At 70.2% G+C, this 16,064-nt stretch carries 15 protein-coding genes and 1 tRNA gene; 10 read left to right on the top strand and 6 right to left on the bottom strand.

The genetic code is table 11. The features are described 5' to 3' along the window. Positions 1-74: 74 nt before the first annotated feature. Genes OEB96_RS45875 through OEB96_RS45860 form a run of 4 tightly spaced genes read left to right on the top strand, consistent with a single transcriptional unit; the run spans position 75 to position 2,826 of the window. Positions 75-242, top strand: coding sequence for a hypothetical protein (locus OEB96_RS45875; RefSeq protein WP_266223351.1), 168 nt, complete (start codon positions 75-77; stop codon positions 240-242). Between the two features lie 27 nt (positions 243-269). Next, the gene (locus tag OEB96_RS45870; protein ID WP_266223350.1) at positions 270-1,244 is read left to right on the top strand and encodes an ABC transporter substrate-binding protein; all 975 of its coding nucleotides are present in this window, start codon (positions 270-272) and stop codon (positions 1,242-1,244) included. After that, positions 1,241-2,068 (top strand): ABC transporter permease, encoded by an 828-nt coding sequence (locus tag OEB96_RS45865; RefSeq protein WP_266223349.1) that lies wholly within the window; start codon positions 1,241-1,243, stop codon positions 2,066-2,068. The genes OEB96_RS45870 and OEB96_RS45865 overlap by 4 nt, the downstream gene beginning before the upstream one ends. Continuing rightward, a complete protein-coding gene (locus OEB96_RS45860) occupies positions 2,065-2,826 on the top strand; it encodes an ABC transporter ATP-binding protein (protein ID WP_266223348.1) in 762 nt (253 codons plus the stop codon). The genes OEB96_RS45865 and OEB96_RS45860 overlap by 4 nt, the downstream gene beginning before the upstream one ends. A gap of 33 nt (positions 2,827-2,859) precedes the next feature. Here OEB96_RS45860 and OEB96_RS45855 read toward each other — a convergent pair whose 3' ends face one another. Then, positions 2,860-3,897, bottom strand: coding sequence for a PilZ domain-containing protein (locus OEB96_RS45855; RefSeq protein WP_266223347.1), 1,038 nt, complete (start codon positions 3,895-3,897; stop codon positions 2,860-2,862). Between the two features lie 102 nt (positions 3,898-3,999). Next, positions 4,000-4,440, bottom strand: coding sequence for a hypothetical protein (locus tag OEB96_RS45850; protein WP_266223346.1), 441 nt, complete (start codon positions 4,438-4,440; stop codon positions 4,000-4,002). A 360-nt stretch (positions 4,441-4,800) separates the two neighbouring features. Here OEB96_RS45850 and OEB96_RS45845 point away from each other — a divergent pair, with 360 nt between their 5' ends. Next, positions 4,801-5,958 carry an SGNH/GDSL hydrolase family protein gene (locus OEB96_RS45845; RefSeq protein WP_266223345.1) on the top strand — a complete coding sequence of 386 codons (1,158 nt, stop codon included), beginning with the start codon at positions 4,801-4,803 and terminating at the stop codon, positions 5,956-5,958. Here the strand turns inward: OEB96_RS45845 and OEB96_RS45840 are convergent. The 3 genes from OEB96_RS45840 to OEB96_RS45830 are packed head-to-tail and all read right to left on the bottom strand — an operon-like array spanning position 5,939 to position 9,136. Then, the gene (locus tag OEB96_RS45840; protein WP_266223344.1) at positions 5,939-7,192 is read right to left on the bottom strand and encodes a hypothetical protein; all 1,254 of its coding nucleotides are present in this window, start codon (positions 7,190-7,192) and stop codon (positions 5,939-5,941) included. The two genes, OEB96_RS45845 and OEB96_RS45840, sit on opposite strands and share 20 nt — an antisense overlap. Further along, entirely contained in the window at positions 7,189-7,860 is a 672-nt protein-coding gene (locus OEB96_RS45835) for a tRNA-uridine aminocarboxypropyltransferase (RefSeq protein WP_266223343.1), read from the bottom strand. Before OEB96_RS45835 ends, OEB96_RS45840 begins: the two co-directional genes overlap by 4 nt. Before the next feature lie 13 nt (positions 7,861-7,873). Then, on the bottom strand, positions 7,874-9,136 hold the full coding sequence (locus OEB96_RS45830; protein WP_266223342.1) for an HD domain-containing protein: 1,263 nt from the start codon (positions 9,134-9,136) through the stop codon (positions 7,874-7,876). A gap of 313 nt (positions 9,137-9,449) precedes the next feature. On the opposite strand from OEB96_RS45830, the gene OEB96_RS45825 reads away from it, so the two are divergent. Continuing rightward, positions 9,450-12,902, top strand: a complete 3,453-nt coding sequence (locus tag OEB96_RS45825) for a tetratricopeptide repeat protein (RefSeq protein WP_266223341.1) — start codon at positions 9,450-9,452, stop codon at positions 12,900-12,902. A gap of 234 nt (positions 12,903-13,136) precedes the next feature. Next, positions 13,137-13,892: a M57 family metalloprotease gene (locus OEB96_RS45820; RefSeq protein ID WP_266223340.1), complete on the top strand. Its 756-nt coding sequence runs from the start codon at positions 13,137-13,139 to the stop codon at positions 13,890-13,892. On the opposite strand, the gene OEB96_RS45815 is transcribed toward OEB96_RS45820, so the two are convergent. Further along, entirely contained in the window at positions 13,893-14,852 is a 960-nt protein-coding gene (locus tag OEB96_RS45815; protein ID WP_266223339.1) for an MBL fold metallo-hydrolase, read from the bottom strand. 85 nt (positions 14,853-14,937) lie between these two features. Between OEB96_RS45815 and OEB96_RS45810 the strand changes: the two genes are divergently transcribed. From OEB96_RS45810 to OEB96_RS45800, 3 genes are all read left to right on the top strand, one after another. Further along, positions 14,938-15,024, top strand: a tRNA-Ser gene (locus OEB96_RS45810). A 60-nt stretch (positions 15,025-15,084) separates the two neighbouring features. Next, entirely contained in the window at positions 15,085-15,480 is a 396-nt protein-coding gene (locus OEB96_RS45805; protein ID WP_266223338.1) for a hypothetical protein, read from the top strand. Positions 15,481-15,648: 168 nt separating this feature from the next. Then, on the top strand, positions 15,649-16,041 hold the full coding sequence (locus tag OEB96_RS45800) for a hypothetical protein (RefSeq protein ID WP_266223337.1): 393 nt from the start codon (positions 15,649-15,651) through the stop codon (positions 16,039-16,041). Positions 16,042-16,064 lie beyond the last annotated feature (23 nt).

Here is a 16,064-nt window from a genome sequence, read left to right as displayed (position 1 = left end):
GAGCAGGGGTAAGGCGGCGCCCCAGGCGCCAGCACGCTTGCGCGTACGCGGGGTCTGGCCGATAAGCCAAGACCATGAAGCTCTCGATGCCGTGGGTGGGACTGGTGACGGCGACGATGCTCACCGTCCTGACGGTGACTCACATCCAGCTCAACCTCGGGGGCTTCGGCGACGGCGAGGGCTTCGTGCGGGGCAAGATGGTGCGGGGCGAGCTCGAGGTCGGCCACCTGCCCGTCACGTGACACCTCACCTGCCCGGTCACCAGTTGGGTGACCAAACACTCCTCGACGGGCTCGGTGTTCAAGTCGCGTCGCTACACCAACTGGCCCGCGATGACCGACGACATCGACGCCGGCAACCTCAAGGTGGCGTTCATCCTCGCGCCGCTGGCCATGGTCATGAAGCGCAAGGGAACCCCCATCAAGATCGTGCACCTCGGACACCGTGACGGGACCGCCATCGTGGTTCGCAAGGACTCTCCGGCCCGCGACTTCGGCGATCTTCGCGGGGCTCGCATTGCCATTCCCCACCGCTACGCCAACCAGCGGATCCTGATCGAGCGCCTCAAGGATCAGCACGGGTTCGCCGACGACGATGTCACCCTCATCGACTTCCCGCCGCCCGAGATGCCCAACGGGCTGCGGGCGGGACAGTTCGAGGCGTACATCGTGGGCGAGCCCTTCGCCGCCAAGGCGGAGATGGAGGGCTTTGGCCGGGTCCTGCACTTCACCAAGGACGTGTGGCCCGACTTCATCTCCTGCGTGATGGTGGTCCACGAGGATCTGATCGAGAGCGACCCGGAGCTGGTCGTGGAGCTGGTGGAGGGGATCCGTGACTCGGGCAAGTGGCTCGACGCCGCGGGCGAGGATCTCGCGGTCGGCGTCGTCCACGAGCGCGATGCACCCCCGGTGGGCAGCGCCGGACGGGCCGACCTGGCCGTGATCCCCGAGGGCTTCGGGGCCACGCATCGCCTCCAGGCGGCCACGATCGCGGCTCGCGAGGAGTACTTCTCCCAGGATCCCGAGCTGCTGAAGTTCGTGCTGACGCGTCCGCCCGATCGGGTGAAGTACACCGACCTCGAGCTGGTGCGCGAGGAGCTCGAGGAGATCCAGGCCTACGCGGAGCGCCTGGGCTTCTTCGAGTTTCGGCCCGTGACCGAGGCCGATCCGTTCGGCTTCGACGACTACGCCGACCCGTCGCTGCTCTCGCTCGGTCAGCGGCGACCCGAGGTGCAGCACCCATGAGCGAATCCCGAGCCTCGAGGGCGTCCCGTGGATCGCGGTGGCCATCGCCGGGGCGCCTGCTGCTGAGCCTCACCGGAGTGCTGGCGTTCGTGCTGCTTTGGCACCTGGCCACGCTGGGCAACTCTCGCACCGACATCCCCGGCCCGTACCTGACCGTGCAGGGGCTGGTCGAGCTGATCGACAGCGGGCAGCTCTTGCGCAACGTGGTGGCCTCGCTGTTTCGCGTGGCCTGGGGGTTCGTGCTCGCGGTCGCGCTCGGCATTCCCCTGGGGCTCTCGATCGGCTGGTATCGCACGGCCCGGCTCACGCTCAACCCCGTGATCCAGATGCTGCGGCCGATCTCGCCGATCGCGTGGCTGCCGATGGCGACGCTGATCTTCGGCGCATCCACCTGGTTCGACGCCAGCGATCTGGCCGCGATCTTCCTCATCTTCCTGTCCTCGTTCTTCCCGATCGTGACCGCCACGGCGTCGGCGGTGGCGTCGGTCGAGCTCAAGTACCTGCGGTCCGCGATCAACTTCGGCGTGCGGGGCCACCGGCTCGTGACGCGCGTGATCCTGCCGTCGTCGCTGCCACAGATCCTCACCGGGCTGCGACTGGCCCTGGGCATCGCGTGGGTGGTGGTGGTGGCGGCCGAGATGCTGGGGGTGCAATCGGGCCTGGGCTTCCAGGTCAACGATGCCCGCAACAACCTGCGCTACGACCTCGTCTCGGCCGCGATGGTGGTCATCGGGGTCACCGGGCTGGCCATCGACGGTGCGATGGCCAGCCTCCAGAGCCACACCCTGCGGCGAATGGGCCAACGAATGGGCCAGCAGCGATGACGGCGGACGACGTGAAGATCCGGCTGCGCAACGCCCACAAGCGATTTCGGGGCGACCAGGGGGACGTGGCCGTGCTCGACGGCGTCGACCTCGAGATCCGCGAGGGCGAGTTCTTCGCGATCGTGGGCCCTTCCGGCTGTGGCAAGTCCACGCTGCTCAATTGCCTCGCGGGCTTCGAGCACCTCACCTCGGGCGAGGTGACGATCGACGGCGCTCCGGTCGGAGACCCGTCGCCCCGTCGTGTGTTCGTGTTCCAGGAGTACGCGATCTTTCCGTGGCTGTCGGTCGCCGACAACGTCGCGTTCGGCCTGGCGGGCCTTCGCCGGCCGGAGCGCGATCGGATCGTTGCCCGCTACGTCGAGATGGTCGGCTTGCAGGGCTTCGAGAGCGCGTTCCCCCACGAGCTCTCCGGTGGCATGAGGCAGCGGGTGGAGTTCGCCCGCGCCCTGGCGGTCGACCCCGACATGCTGTTCCTCGACGAGCCCTTCGGGGCGCTCGACGCCCTCACCCGCATGGAGATGCGGCGCGAGATCACGCGCATATGGCAGGAGACGGGCAAGACCTGCATCCTCGTCACCCACGACGTGGACGAGGCGGTGGAGCTGGCCGATCGGGTGGCGGTGTTGTCGACCCGCCCCGCGATCGTGCAGCGGATCCTCGACAACCCCAGACCTCGACCGCGCGACATCGCCGACCCCGAGTGTCGTGCGCTGCGTACGACGATCCTCGAGGTCCTCGGCGTCGGCTCCTCGCGGTGATGAGCGCCGCGCGTGAGCCTAGGTGATCAGCGACTAGCCGTCTCCGAGATCGAGGTCCGGGTCGATGACCGGTGGCAGTGCCGCCGGATGCGGCAGGGTCTTCGCCTCTTCGCGCTTGCGCATCTGGTCGGGTGCCGCCTCGTCGATCGGCTCGATCGGTAGCATGACGTGTTGGCGCGGGGGCTCGAGGGTCAAATCGATCGACAGCTCGAGCAAGGCGGGCTCGGGCTCGGAGGGTCGCGCCGGCGTCGACGGATTGGCGCGTGCTCGCGCGGGCGGTCCAGCCAGGACGCCGGCGGGAGCGCCCGCGCTGGGTCTCCAAGGCGCTTGGGAAGCGGGTGCGAGCATGGTCGCGTCCCAGCCCGCATCGGCGGGGCCAGAGAAGCTCGGCGCGGACGGGGGCGCGGCCGGGCCCGGGGAGGGTCTCGGTCGTGTGGCAGGACTGACCGGCTCGGGGGTGTGGTCCGTCCACGCGGCCGTGCTCGGCGGTCGACCGTGCTGTTCCAGCCAGGTCACGGGATCGACCAGGCGTGACGGGTCGACGTTCTCGATCGCCAGCGCCTGCTCGATAGGATCGACCGGCTCTGGCACGTCTTGGGGCGGCGGCGGCTCGACGTGCTCGGGTGGCGGCGGCTCGACGGGCTCGATGCGCTCGACCACCAGCGTCTCGCTGGTCTGTCCCTCCGCCGGCAGCTCCATCTGCGGCAGGCGATCGACGAACGCGGCGGCTTGCTGCGCGAGCGTGGCCTGGACCTGCATGCTGCGAAGCAGCGCGTCCAATTGAGCGCGGCTGAACGGATCGAGCCCCTCGAATTGCAGCCCGAGCGTATAGCCCTCGCGCGACTTGTGGCGGCGGACCACCACCGCCTGGAACACCAGGTTCTGCCCGCCGAAGTGGCTCTCGATCCGTGCGCGCTGTCGCAGTCGAGCGGCGCGAGGGCTGATCACCGACATGCCACCCGCGCTGATGTCCACACAGCGGCAGTGCACCGGACCTTCGGGCGTCTGCAGGCGCGCTTCCCCTCGCACGGCCACTCGCTTCGAGCTTCGTCGGTCGTTGACGACCCGCATTCCGCCACGCCCTCCTAACGGAGCGATCCCACGATACCAGTCCCCTGCCCGAAGTTCCGCAGGAACTTCGGATCCACTCGGATCCACTCGGATTCGGGGAAACTAGTCGAGGACCACGGTGACGGCCGACAGCGCCATGAGGCTGGCGGTGACGGTCTGGTCGTCCTCGTCGACGATGTGGTCGGCGAGGTAGGCCCAGTCGGCCTCGCGGTGGGCCACCATCGCGAGCGCCTCGGGGGCCTCGTCGCCCAGCGACTCGTCGTCGTAGTCGAACACCAGCGACACGGGGCGCTCGAAGGTCAGGCCCATGGGCTCGATGACGTAGAGCGGGCTGACCGAGCCCTCGGGGCCATCGACGATGTCGATGGTGATGTCGACCGACTCGTCGAGCGCACCCGCGGGGATCTCGAGGGCCATGCGGCCATCGGGCGACACCACCACGCCACCGTCGGCGCCGATCCCATCCGCCTCGAGCACGTCGCAGCCGGTGGCGAACGTGGAGCCGAGGAGCAGGGCGGCGAAGGCGGTGCGAGCGGTCAGCATGGCGGATGTCCTTCGAGGTGCCGGGGTAAGCTCCGTGCTCGCCCCTTGTGGGATCATCCTGACTTATACCTACACGTCTTACAAGGTGTTTTTCGAAGAACGATCGGTACGCCTCTGTCATGAAATGTATTATTGATTACGATCAAACACTTAGATGAACCCAGGCCCGTGGGATCACCGCGATCCACGGGTGTATGCGCGCTGATCCTCCCTGGATGCGCAGATCCCGGAGCGACACAGGGGCGCGATCGTGTGGAATCGGGGATCACCGGAGGACCACCCAGGGCGTAGAGTCGAGCCTCTCGAGCCTTGGTGAATCGGATGACCTACCCGCGCGCTTTCAAACCCTCCTCCGTCCTCATGACCCTTGGCTGCCTGGCCGGCCTGACCCTGGGTGGCTGTACCGGTGACCCGGTCGCGAGCGACGGGACCGAGGGGGACTCGGACGGCGAGACCACCGAGGCGACCAGCACACCGGCCGACGAGACGGGCATGAGCAGCACCGGAACCGGCGTGGGCACCAGCAGCGCCGACGGCTCCAGCTCCGGCATGGCCGACGAGACCTCGGCCGAGTCGGGCAGCAGCGACTCGGGCGACCCCCCGGGCGTGGAGTGCCTCGACGATCAGTTCGTCAACGGCCCCTCGCCCGGCCCGAACTACAACGACTTCGATGTCGAGCTCGGCTCGCACTGCCAGGGCACCAACCACCAGGACATCACCGACATCGAGCGCGTGGTGTTCGTGGGCGACTCGGTCACGGTGGGCACTCCGCCCACGGGGGCCAACGACTTCTACCGCTCGCTCGTGGCCGAGGAGCTGGCCACGATGTTCGGACTGCAGGCGCCGGAGTTCCTGTGGAAGCAGTACGACCCCATCGGCGGCACCTCGGTGGTGCAGGAGAGCGGCGACTTTGCCTCGTGCGCGGTGTGGGGCGCTCGCAACGACGATCTGCTCACCCAGCTCGAGGACTGCTTCGCGACCGAGGACTACCAGATGCGCACCCTGGTGATCACGACCATGGGTGGCAACGATGCGGCGGCGCTGGCCAAGGACTACATCGACGGAGTGCCGCTGGCCGACGTGCTCGCGGATCTCGAGGTCATGGTGGGACACCACGAGATGGCGATCCAGTGGCTGCTCGATCCGGGCAAGTTCCCCAACGGGGTCTTCGTGGTCAACGCCAATGTGTACGAGTTCACCGACGCCACGATGGATCTGCTGAGCTGTCCCGCGGCCGGCACGGCGGGCTTCAACGGCAACCCCGAGAACCCCGACGTGCTGCGCGGGGCGCTGCTGCACATCAACGAGGAGTACGCGAGGATCGCCGGGGAGAACGGTACCGACGTGGTGTTCATGGCGGAGGGCTTTTGCGGCCACGGATTCCACGCCGACGATGCGTCCAGCCCCTGCTACCGCGGCCCGGGCAACGGCAACTGGTTCGACTTCACGTGCATCCACCCGACCCCCGGCGGCCACGAGGCGCTGGCGGACATGTTCATCAACGTGATCTCGGAGTAGCGGGGCGCCAGGCCCACCACGCGCCGAGCTGCACCAGCTCGCCGACCACCAGCGCCACCGGAGACGCGAGCACCCCGTACCACGAGGCCCCCACCACCAACACCACGGTGCGCAGGGCCAGGCCGACCAGATCCCAGGGCCACAGGCCCTTGGGGTCGGCGGCCACGCGGGCCTGTCGACCCACGGTGTTGGCCAGGCGCAAGGCCGCGAACGGCACCGAGGCGAGCACGAGGGGGGCGATCGCCGCGGTGATGCTCCATCCCGCGGCGGCATCGATGCGCGTGGCCACGGGGACCCAGCCCAGCAGCGCCCACACCAGCAGGACCGCCCCTCCCACCAGCAGGCCGGCCAGGGGGGCCCAGCGCCGCAGGATCGCACGCGCGCGGGCGGGATCGGCAGCCAGGCGCAGCGCGACCACGGTGGCCGCGGCGGTCGGCACGGCGAGCGCCGCGTTGACGAACAGATAGGCGTAGTTCAGCAGCGCCAGGCCGCCCTCGTCGAAGATGTAGAGCGAGAGGCTCGCGTCGAGCAGGCCGAGGTTGACGTAGAGCATGGTGTCGAGCAGCAGCCAGCGCGTGTGGCCCGAGTGGTCGGGGCCGAGGAGCGCATGGCCACGGGCGGCCTGGGTCAGGAACACCACGGGTACCAGCGCCAAGAGCCCCACCAGCAGGCCCGATGAGATCCCGAGGGCGGGGCCCAGCGCGCCGTGCCCCACCCACAGCGCACCCGCGATGGTGCCCAGCGGCAGGGCCCACTCGAGCACGAAGCCGCGCCGCTCGTAGCCGCCGCGCTCGGCGAGGGCCCGCACGGCGCTGCCGAGCACGGCGAGCGTCACGGCGACCGCGAACACCCAGGTCAGGGCGCTCGACCACACGCCGGGACCCAACACCGCGCCGAGTCCCACCAGCGAGGCGACGACGAGCAGGCCGGTGGTGGGCAGCTCGCGGCGCACGAGCGAGAGGGCGGAGGGCCCGGAGCCCAGCGGGATCCACCGCGCGCGATAGAGCGCGAGTCCGAAGTTGCGGCTGGCGTTGACGATCACCAGCCCGCGAAAGAACAGATCGGCCGAGCCGCTGGCTCGCAGGTCGCGTGCGATCACCAGCTCGCGCAGGACGCCCAGCAGCAGCGTGATCACCGAGAGCGCCCCCATCCACAGGAAGGTGCTGCGGTGCCCATGACCGCGCGGGTGGGGCGGGGGCGTGTCGGAGCCGTCCTGGATCTCGGGCTCGCTCACGATTCCTCCCCGGGCAGCACGTCGTGCCGCCACTGCTCGGGGATCTCGGGCTTGGGCAGGCGCGCCTTCATGAACAGCGCGCGCGCAGCCAGCTCGTGGAACAGCTCGCGCAGCGGTGCCGCCCGCTGCGGACCGTCGACGAGGGACACCAGCCGAAGCCCGGCTTCGAAGGTCGAGAGGCCGCGCTCGTCGTGCTGCGTGCGCACGCCCCAGCGCGAGGGCGGGCCGGGCGGCAGCGCCACGCACGGCAGGTCCTGGACCACGGGTACCCGTCGGCTCATGCGCGAGCACTGGTGCCAGGTGCCGTCGAGCAGCACGAAGCCCAGGCGCTGGCCCGGTGCGAGCTCGGCCCGCAAGCGTGCGAGCCCCTCCGCGTCGAGCACGGTGGCGTCCTCGCGGGGAAACAGCACCGAGAAGCGCACGTCGGGTCGTTGCAGCGGCGAGGGGTCGAACGGGGGCTCGCGCTGGCCGAAGTGGGTGAGCACGGTGCCGGGGATCATGTCGGCCAGCCAGCGCCCGGTGTTGGTGGGCTTGAACCGCTCTCGGATGTGCCGCACCACGACCAGCGCGGCGCTGCTCTCCACGGTGGGGAAGCGATCGCACACGCACAGCCCCAGGTGCAGCCCACATCGGTCACAGCGACCCGCTCGCATCTTGCGCTGCGGCATGGTGGCAAGGACCTCAACGAAGATCGGCCAGCGCCGACGCGGCCCGCTCGCGGAGCTCGCCGGGGAACAGGACCCGGTAGTGCACGAAGGTCTCGCGGCTGAGCCCGTGCATCACGGGCGAGGCGTCGAGCAGCCGCTGGAGGCGGCCCCGGCTGCTCAGCACCATCAGCGCCTCGTCCTCGATGTAGGCGTCGATCTCCACCCGATCGACGCACCCCGCGTAGCGCGGGTCGTGCCCGGCCTCGCGCAGCAGCGCGTCGAGCCGCGCCTGGGCCGTGGCCTGCGGCACCTCGGGCGACAGGCGCATCGACTTGAACAGCCGGCGGTCGCGCTGGCGCTGGGCCAGCTCGCGCAGCACGGGATCCCCGGCTTCGGCATGGCGGCGAATGGCCTCCTGGAGCGCGGCGTCGTCGAGCTGCAGGAACTCCCCGGTGGTGACCTGCTCCCCGCGCAGCAGCGCCTCGAGGGCGGGAGGCGTGCCGGGCTGGGGGCCCAGCTCGCGCAGGCGCATGAACAGCGCGCGCGAGACGGCGTCGGCGGCCCGCACCGCCTTGTGCAGGTAGACCTGTCGATACATGTAGAGGCGGTTCAAGAAGAAGCCCTCCACCGCGGTCAGGCCCTTCTCGCCGTCGACCGCCAGGGCGGCCGCGGTGTCGCCCGGGGGCAGGTAGAGGCGCAGGGCGGTCAACAGCCAGTCGAGGTCCAGCAGGCCATAGCGCACCCCGGTCATGTAGGAGTCGCGCAGCAGGTAGTCGCAGCGATCCACGTCGAACGTGCCCGACACCGCGCGCGCCAGGTGGCGAATGGGGCTGCGGCCATGGACCAGGCGCTCGACCAGCTCGGGGGCCGTGGGGTCGAGGCTGCGCAGGGCCGCGTGCACCTCGGTGCCGGGGTCGAGGATGATCGACGACGTCCACTCTTCGTGGGCGCGGCCGTCGGGGAGCACCGCCTCGAAGGTGTGGCTGAAGGGCCCGTGCCCCACGTCGTGCAGCAGCGCGGCCGCCAGGGCCACCTGCGCCATGTCGTCGTCGATGCGGTCCGACGCGGGGATGTCGGAAGCGAGCGAGCGCACCCGGTCGAGGTAGCGCTGCATCACGTGGGCCGAGCCCACCGCGTGGGCGAAGCGCGAGTGCTCGGCCCCCGGGAAGGCGACGGACGCGTGTCCCAGCGCTCGGATCCGTCGCAGGCGTTGGACTTCCCGGGTGTCCATGAGGCGAGCGACCACGCCGTGGGCCTCGAACGAGATCAGGCCGTGGACGGGGTCGCGGAGGATCACGGGGGCTGTCATACCCGGCCACTCCCTCCATGACCACCTCGGGCCCATGGGGCTCCCAGGACGGGCTGGAGGGGCCAGACGACGAGCCCATGCTACCCTTACGCCTCGTTCGACTCCGATGCACTCGTGCCCAAGCTGCGGCTTCGCGCTCCCCGCGGGCCGGCCTCCCCCACCTCAGTGCCCTCGTTGCGGGGCGTCCCTCGAATCGGACTCGGGCCCAGTCGGTCTCGATGCGCCACCGGGTTTTGGTGGCACACCCGAAGAGTCCACCGAGGCACCGATCTTCGGCATGCCCTCCGAGAGCTCGGTGACCATGAAGCGCACGTCGCTGGAGGCTCCGCGACGGCGTCAACCTCCGCCTCGCATCGATCCCATGGCGGACTCGGGCCCTCCCAGCATCGGTCTCGACGATCTCGGCCGTCACAATGAACTCGACCTCGGGAGCGGGGGCGGCAGCTCCCTCGAGCTCGACCTCGCTCCCCCGCAGCCCCCCGAGCCCATCAGCTTTCCCGACGACTCGGGGGCCATTTCGCTCGAGCCCGAGGAGCTCGGCTTCGAACTTCCGGGGTCGGTTGGCGCGGCGCCGGCCACGGTGCACGAGGACTCCAACGCCTATGCGATGGACCTGCCAGCTCCGGTCGCGGGCGGAGGAGGAGCGCCGGCCTTCGGGCGTCCACCGGCGCCCGCTCGCGCGAAGGCACCGCCGTCCAAGCCCGCGGCGCCATCGCGGCCGATACCCCCGTCGCAGCCGGTGGCCGGTCCGCCCGCCGTCGAGTCGCTGTCGTTCGACGATGATCTACCGGCGCCCGCCGAGCTCGACCTGCCGATGCCCGCGAGCGCTCGAGATCCCCGCGTTCCGGCTCCCCAAGACGATGACGCGTTCGACCTCCCCGAAGACGACGATGCGTTCGACCTTCCCACGCCCGTGAGCGCGCAGGCCAACGACGCCCTCGATCTGCCGCTTCCGCTCGATCTGCCTGCGCCGGGTGGCAGTCAGATGGTCACCCCGGTCGACGTGGGCCTCGAGCCCGGCGGTAGCCAGATGGTCACCCCGGTCGACATGGGCCTCGAGCCGGCCAGCCTCGAGGTCGTACCCGCCGATCTGAACGTCAGGCCGAAGCTCGCGGGCAGCGAGCTGGCGCCGCACGACCTGCCCTCGCCGCTGGGGGCACTCGAGGCGGAGCAGCCCAAGGCCGAGCGTCCGCCGAAGCCGCAGACCGCCAAGCCACAGGCCAGGCCGCAGACCGCCAAGCCGCAGACCGCCAAGCCGCAGACCGCCAAGCCGGCCTCGGCCACCGCCGGGGCGTCCCCGCCGCCGAGCCCCATCTCCGCCGCCTCGCGCCCACCCGTGTCGCGCGGTCTGATCATCGCGCTTGGCGGGGTGCTGGTGCTGGGCCTCGCCGGCGCCGGCGTGCTGTTCTCGGGGATCCTCGACCCCGAAGAGCCCGAGCCGGCATCACTGCGCGGCGCTGGCAACCAGCCCCCGGGCAAGGCCACGGATCCGAAGGACCCCAACCCCGATGGCGAGGTCGTCGATGGCGAGCTCGCCGAGCGCTCCGCCGCCGTGCTCGCCAAGATGGCGATGCACACCCCCGAGGCGTACCTCGAGGCGCTCACCGCCTCGCGCGAGGCAGGGGATGGCGTGGGCGTGGCCGAGTCGGCGCTGCTGCTCGCCTTCCACTTCGGGCCCAACCCCGCGCGCATCGACGAGGCCGCCAAGGCCCTCGAGCCCCACGCCAAGAACGCCGCTCCCTTCGTGCAGCGCGTGGTGGGTCTCTCGGCGCTCGTGGCCGGCAACCACGAGGGGGCCGAGGCGGCGCTGGTGGGCGACGAGCCGCGCACCCGGCTGTATCGCGGCTGGCTGCGCCTGTCCCAGGGCCGCCTCGACGACGCCCAGAGCGAGGCTCGGGCCGTGCTGTCCGCCCTGCCCGACGAGCTCGGCGCGCGACACCTGCTGCTGGCGGTCACCGTGAGGCGCGATCCCGATGCGGCGGTGTCCGAGATCCAGGCCGCACTGGCCAAGTCCCCCCATCCCGCGCTGCAGGGTCTGATGGTCACCGCGGCCCAGCGCACCGGGCAGCTCGTGCTCGCGCGGTCGGCCGTCGAGGGGCTCGACCCGGGCGCCACCGACGAGCCGGGGGTCAAGGCCTGGATCGAGGCCCGCATCGCCGACGCTCGCCTCGCGCAGGGCGATGCCGACGAGGCCCTGGCCGCCTACGACCGCGCGCTCGAGCAGGTTCCCGCGGCGCCCTCGCTGCAGATGGCTCGCATCCGCGCGCTGATGGCGGCCAAGCGCTTCAACGAGGCGAGCACGGCCGCCTCGGTGCTCGTGCGCGAGCATCCGCAGGACCAGGAGGCACAGCTGCTGCAGGCCGAGGTCGCGATTCAGAGCGGCGACGGAGACATCGCGCTGCAGCTGCTCGAGACGCTCACCGCCGCGCGCCCCAAGGATCCTCGGGTGATGCTGGCCAAGGGCGACGTCCATGCGATGCGGCTCGAGGTCGACGAGGGGCAGGCGGCCTACGCGGCCGTGCGCGAGCTCGATCCCCTCCACCTCGATGCATCCGTGCACGAGGCGATCCTGCTCGCCGACGCCAAGCGCATGCCCGACGCGCTCCAGGTGCTGCGTGCGGCCCTCGACGCCGCAACCGCGGCCCCCGGTCGTGCGCACGACGTGGCGCGGCTGCTGATCGCCAAGGCCAAGCTCCACGCCAAGATCGGCGAGCGCAATGCCACGCTCGAGGCGCTCGATCGTGCGCTCGAGGCGGCGCCCGGCGAGCCCGAGGCCCTGCTCATGCGCGGGGTCCAGCGGCTCGGCGCCGGCCGTGAAGCCGAGGGGCGAGCCGACCTCATCGCGGCCTTCGAGCGCACGGGCGGCTACCCCGGGCTCGCCGGACCCCTGGGACGCATCTACGTGCGCGACGGAGACTTCGATGCGCTCGACCGCCTGGTGGGCGATCGCGTGCACGGTGAGCGTACGCCCGACGAGCTGCTCACCCTCGGCACGCGTTTGCGCCTGCACCAGGGACGCCAGCAGGATGCTCGAACCCTCGTCGACCTGGCCCTGGCCCGCCGTCCGTCCGACTGGGAGGCGCACATGCTGCTGGCCCAGGTGCTCATCCTCGAGGGCAACGCCGTGCAGGCGCTGGCCGAGATCGAGCGTGCTCGGCCCTCGGTGCCGCAGCCCGAGCTGATGCTCCAGCGCGGCAAGATCCTCGAGTTCAACGGGCGCCACGACGACGCGATCCCCGAGTACCAGCGGGCGCTCTCGATCGATCCCGAGCTGCACGAGGCGCGGTTCCTCTACGGCCGCATGCTCCACTACAAGGGGGGGCACGCCAAGGCGATCACCGAGCTGCGCAAGGTCCTCGATGCACCGCGAGCCAAGGCCGCGCCGTGGTATCCCGAGGTCTGGCTCAACGTCGGGGTGGCCCAGCAGGCCCTGGGCAAGCACGAGGAGGCGATCGCCAGCCTGAAGCAGGCGACCGATCTCGATCCCGAGCTCGGCGAAGCCTTTGCCAAGGCCGGCAAGTTCCACGAGGATCGCAACAAGCACGCCGAGGCCATCGCGGCGCTGTCCAAGGCGGTGGAGGTCGGCACCAAGGACGACTACTGGTATGCCGATGCCTTGATGGATCTCGGTCGTGCCCAGGCCAAGGCCGGCAGGAAGGCCGACGCTCGCAAGTCGCTCGAGCAATTCCTGAAGGTGGCTCCGCCCGACCACACCAGTCGTGCCGAGGCCGAGCGCCTCATGGGCGCGCTGTAGCCCTGCATCGCCAGTGCGAACGGCGGCACGAAATTCCAAGGGTGCACTCGAATTTCGACTGCATCAAAAATCACCATGCATGTGGTCGCTCGTATGCATGAATCCGCTTGATTCCCTCATGAAACCACGTAGTGTTCCCCCCGAACCGCTCAGGGGTAGAGCGGTCGAGGGGACGATAGGATGCTGAAGAACATTGTTGCAGGGGCCGCTACGGCGTTGGTTCTGGTTGGTTGCGTGGTGGAGTCGGACGACGTCGAGGTCGACCGCGAGGCCGTGATCGCCGAGATCGTCGACAACCTGGTCGACGCCGGCTACCCGGAGAGCGAGATCGAGGTCCGTGAGGACGGCGAGGTGTTCGTCGGTGGGGACGCGCATGTGACGCTGGGAGCCTCGCGCGAGATGATCGGTCTGGCCGCCGACGGCGAGGAAGGCGACGAGGAGCACTTCCGTCACTTCCGCACCAACAACCTGGTGGGCGCGAGCATCGACACCATCTGCATCAATGGCAAGGCCTTCAGCGGCACCATGAGCACCGGGCTCGACCTCGCGATTCAGAACTACAACCAGCAGAACCTGCAGTTCACGATGGTGCGGTTCAACACCAACAACGCGCCCGCGGGCTGCGACGCCGTGATCGTGGGCTCCACCAAGGGTCCCGTGGGCGGCCAGTCCGGCTTCCCCTCGGGAGGCCTGCCGTACGACAAGTTCCAGGTCGGCAAGGGCACCGCCAACTACGGCGCCGACGTGGTCGAGCACGTCATCACCCACGAGCTCGGGCACGCCATCGGCTTCCGCCACTCCGACTACTTCGACCGCTCGTACAGCTGCGGCTCGGGCGGCAACGAGGGCGATGGTGGCGTGGGTGCGGTCCACATCAGCGGCACGCCCAACGGCTATGCTCCGGGCTCGGTGATGAACTCGTGCTTCACCGCCACCGAGAACGGCGAGTGGGCCAACAGCGACATCACTGCCCTCAACGCGCTTTACTAGTCAGCCGTCGAGCCACGAGGTCTGCCCGATGGCGGGGATCATCCGCCGCTCGTCGGGCAGGCCTTCGCGTTCCCACGCCTCCCGCAGCCGCCGCGGGGGCTCGCGCAGGTCCTCGTCGGTCAGCTTGAACGTGCCCCAGTGCATGGCCATGAAGCGTCGCGCGCCCAGGGCCACGAAGGCACGGACTGCATCGTTGGGATCCATGTGCTGATACTTCATGAACCAGCGCGGGGCATAGGCACCGATGGGCAGCATCGCCACTTCGATCGGGCCGCAGCGCTCACCGATCTCCGCGAAGCCTTCGAACCAGGCGGTGTCGCCCGAGTGGTAGACCCGCAGACCACCGCGCTCGAGCACGAAGCCGCCCCACCAGCTGCGGTTGGTATCGGTGAGTCCGCGGCGGCTCCAGTGCTGTGAAGGCACGAAGGTCACGCGCAGGCCCTCGATCTCCTCTTCTTGCCACCAGTCCATCTCGACCACGCGTCGTAGGCCGCTGCGCAGGAACCACGACCCCATGCCACGCGGCACCACGTAGACCGGATCAGGGCCCAGCCGGCGTAGCGTGGGGGCGTCCATGTGATCGCGGTGGTTGTGGGTCACCAGGACCGCGTCGATCTTGGGCGGGAGCGTGGGGTAGTCGAGGCCGGGGGCCACGTGGCGGCGGATGGTGCCCGCGATGCGATCGGAGAGGATCGGATCCACCAGCGCGGTGCGCCCCCCGAGCTGCACGAGGAAGCTTGCGTGGCCGATCCACGTGAGCGCGTCGCGGTTGGCCTTGCGCAGGGCTCGGCCGTCGTTGGCGACCGTGGGCACTTCCACCCCGGTGCCGGGTGATCGCGGCTGGCGTTCGTCGTGGAGGCCCAGCTGCCAGCGCATGAGCTCGCGCAGGCCGGCGACGCGCACGGTTCCATCGAGGTTGGCGAAGGTGCGGGGAGGGGTGATGCGGTCATGGTACGGCATTGGGGCGCTCTGCGTTCCCGGCGCCAGTCGAGTCGGGTCGGGGCTCTGGCTCTTCGAGGCCCGATCCCTCATACTTCCGCCCGCCGGAGGAGTGGCCGAGCGGTCGAAGGCGGCGGACTTGAAATCCGTTGTGGCGGCAACGTCACCGGGGGTTCGAATCCCTCCTCCTCCGCTCGCTTCGCTCGCTTCGGGCGTTGGCCCGGGCACGGGTCCTCGCTGGTATCCTCGGGAGGTGCAGCCGCTCGAGGAGCTCGAAGGCCGCTACGACGCCCTCCGCGAGCGTGACCGTACGATCGCCTCGCTGCAGAGCAAGCAGCGGCTCGTCTCCACCTTCGAGCAGCTGCTCGACGACGACGCACGCAGCAACGTGGACTCGCGGCTGTGGGCAGCGCTCGACGTGGTGCGCTCGCAGGCCCGGGCGTTGGCCCTGGAGCTCGCGCGCGCGGTGTTCGTGGAGCTGGCCATCGACGACCTGGCGCGGATCAGCACCCAGCTGCGGCGATTCGAGGCGTTCCTCGATGCCCAGCCCTCGGCCCGACTCGATGCGTGCGGCGATCTGCTCACGTTCCTGCGCGAGCTCCGTCAGACGGCGGCACCACTGCGGCCTCGTCCGCGGCTGACCGATTGACTCGTTCCGCAGCGCCGAGCTCTTCATCCGAACCCGGTTCCAGTCGCGAGAGGCTCGGCGTAGGCGCCGGGCTCGCCCTCCTCGCGTCGACGATGTGGCACACCGCACCGCGGTGGCCCCGATCGCGCATCTGCGTGACCGATCGGGTCCGAGCTGCCATGCTTGGGCGTGCCCTGGGTCCAGATCGGCCTCGGCCTCGCGGTGGTCGCCGTGCTGTCCTGGGTCGTATATCTCGTGGGGCACCGCATGAGCGCGGTGCAGCGCCTGCGCGACGCCGAGGACGAGGCCCGCGAGGCCGAGCACCTGCGCAGCCGTCGAGAGGCTCGCATGCCGGGGGGTAGCCCCGAGCACCCCATCGAGGTCGCATCGGCGGCCGTGATCGAGCCACGGGCCTGCTCGCTGCCCTGCCCGCGGTGCGGCGGCCCGGCCCATGTCGACGAGCACGTGGTCTCCGGTCAAGGACGGCAGCGGCTTCGGGTCACGCACATGCGCTGTGGGACCTGCGGGCACCGGCGCCCGCTGTATTTCTGGGTGCGTCGAGCCAGCGGCCACGAAGCCTGACGCTACGTCAGGATCGACCTCTC

Source organism: Paraliomyxa miuraensis, from assembly GCF_026337845.1.
Classification (GTDB): Bacteria; Myxococcota_A; Polyangia; order Nannocystales; family Nannocystaceae; genus Paraliomyxa; species Paraliomyxa miuraensis.
This window is presented reverse-complemented; position numbering and strand designations above follow the sequence as displayed.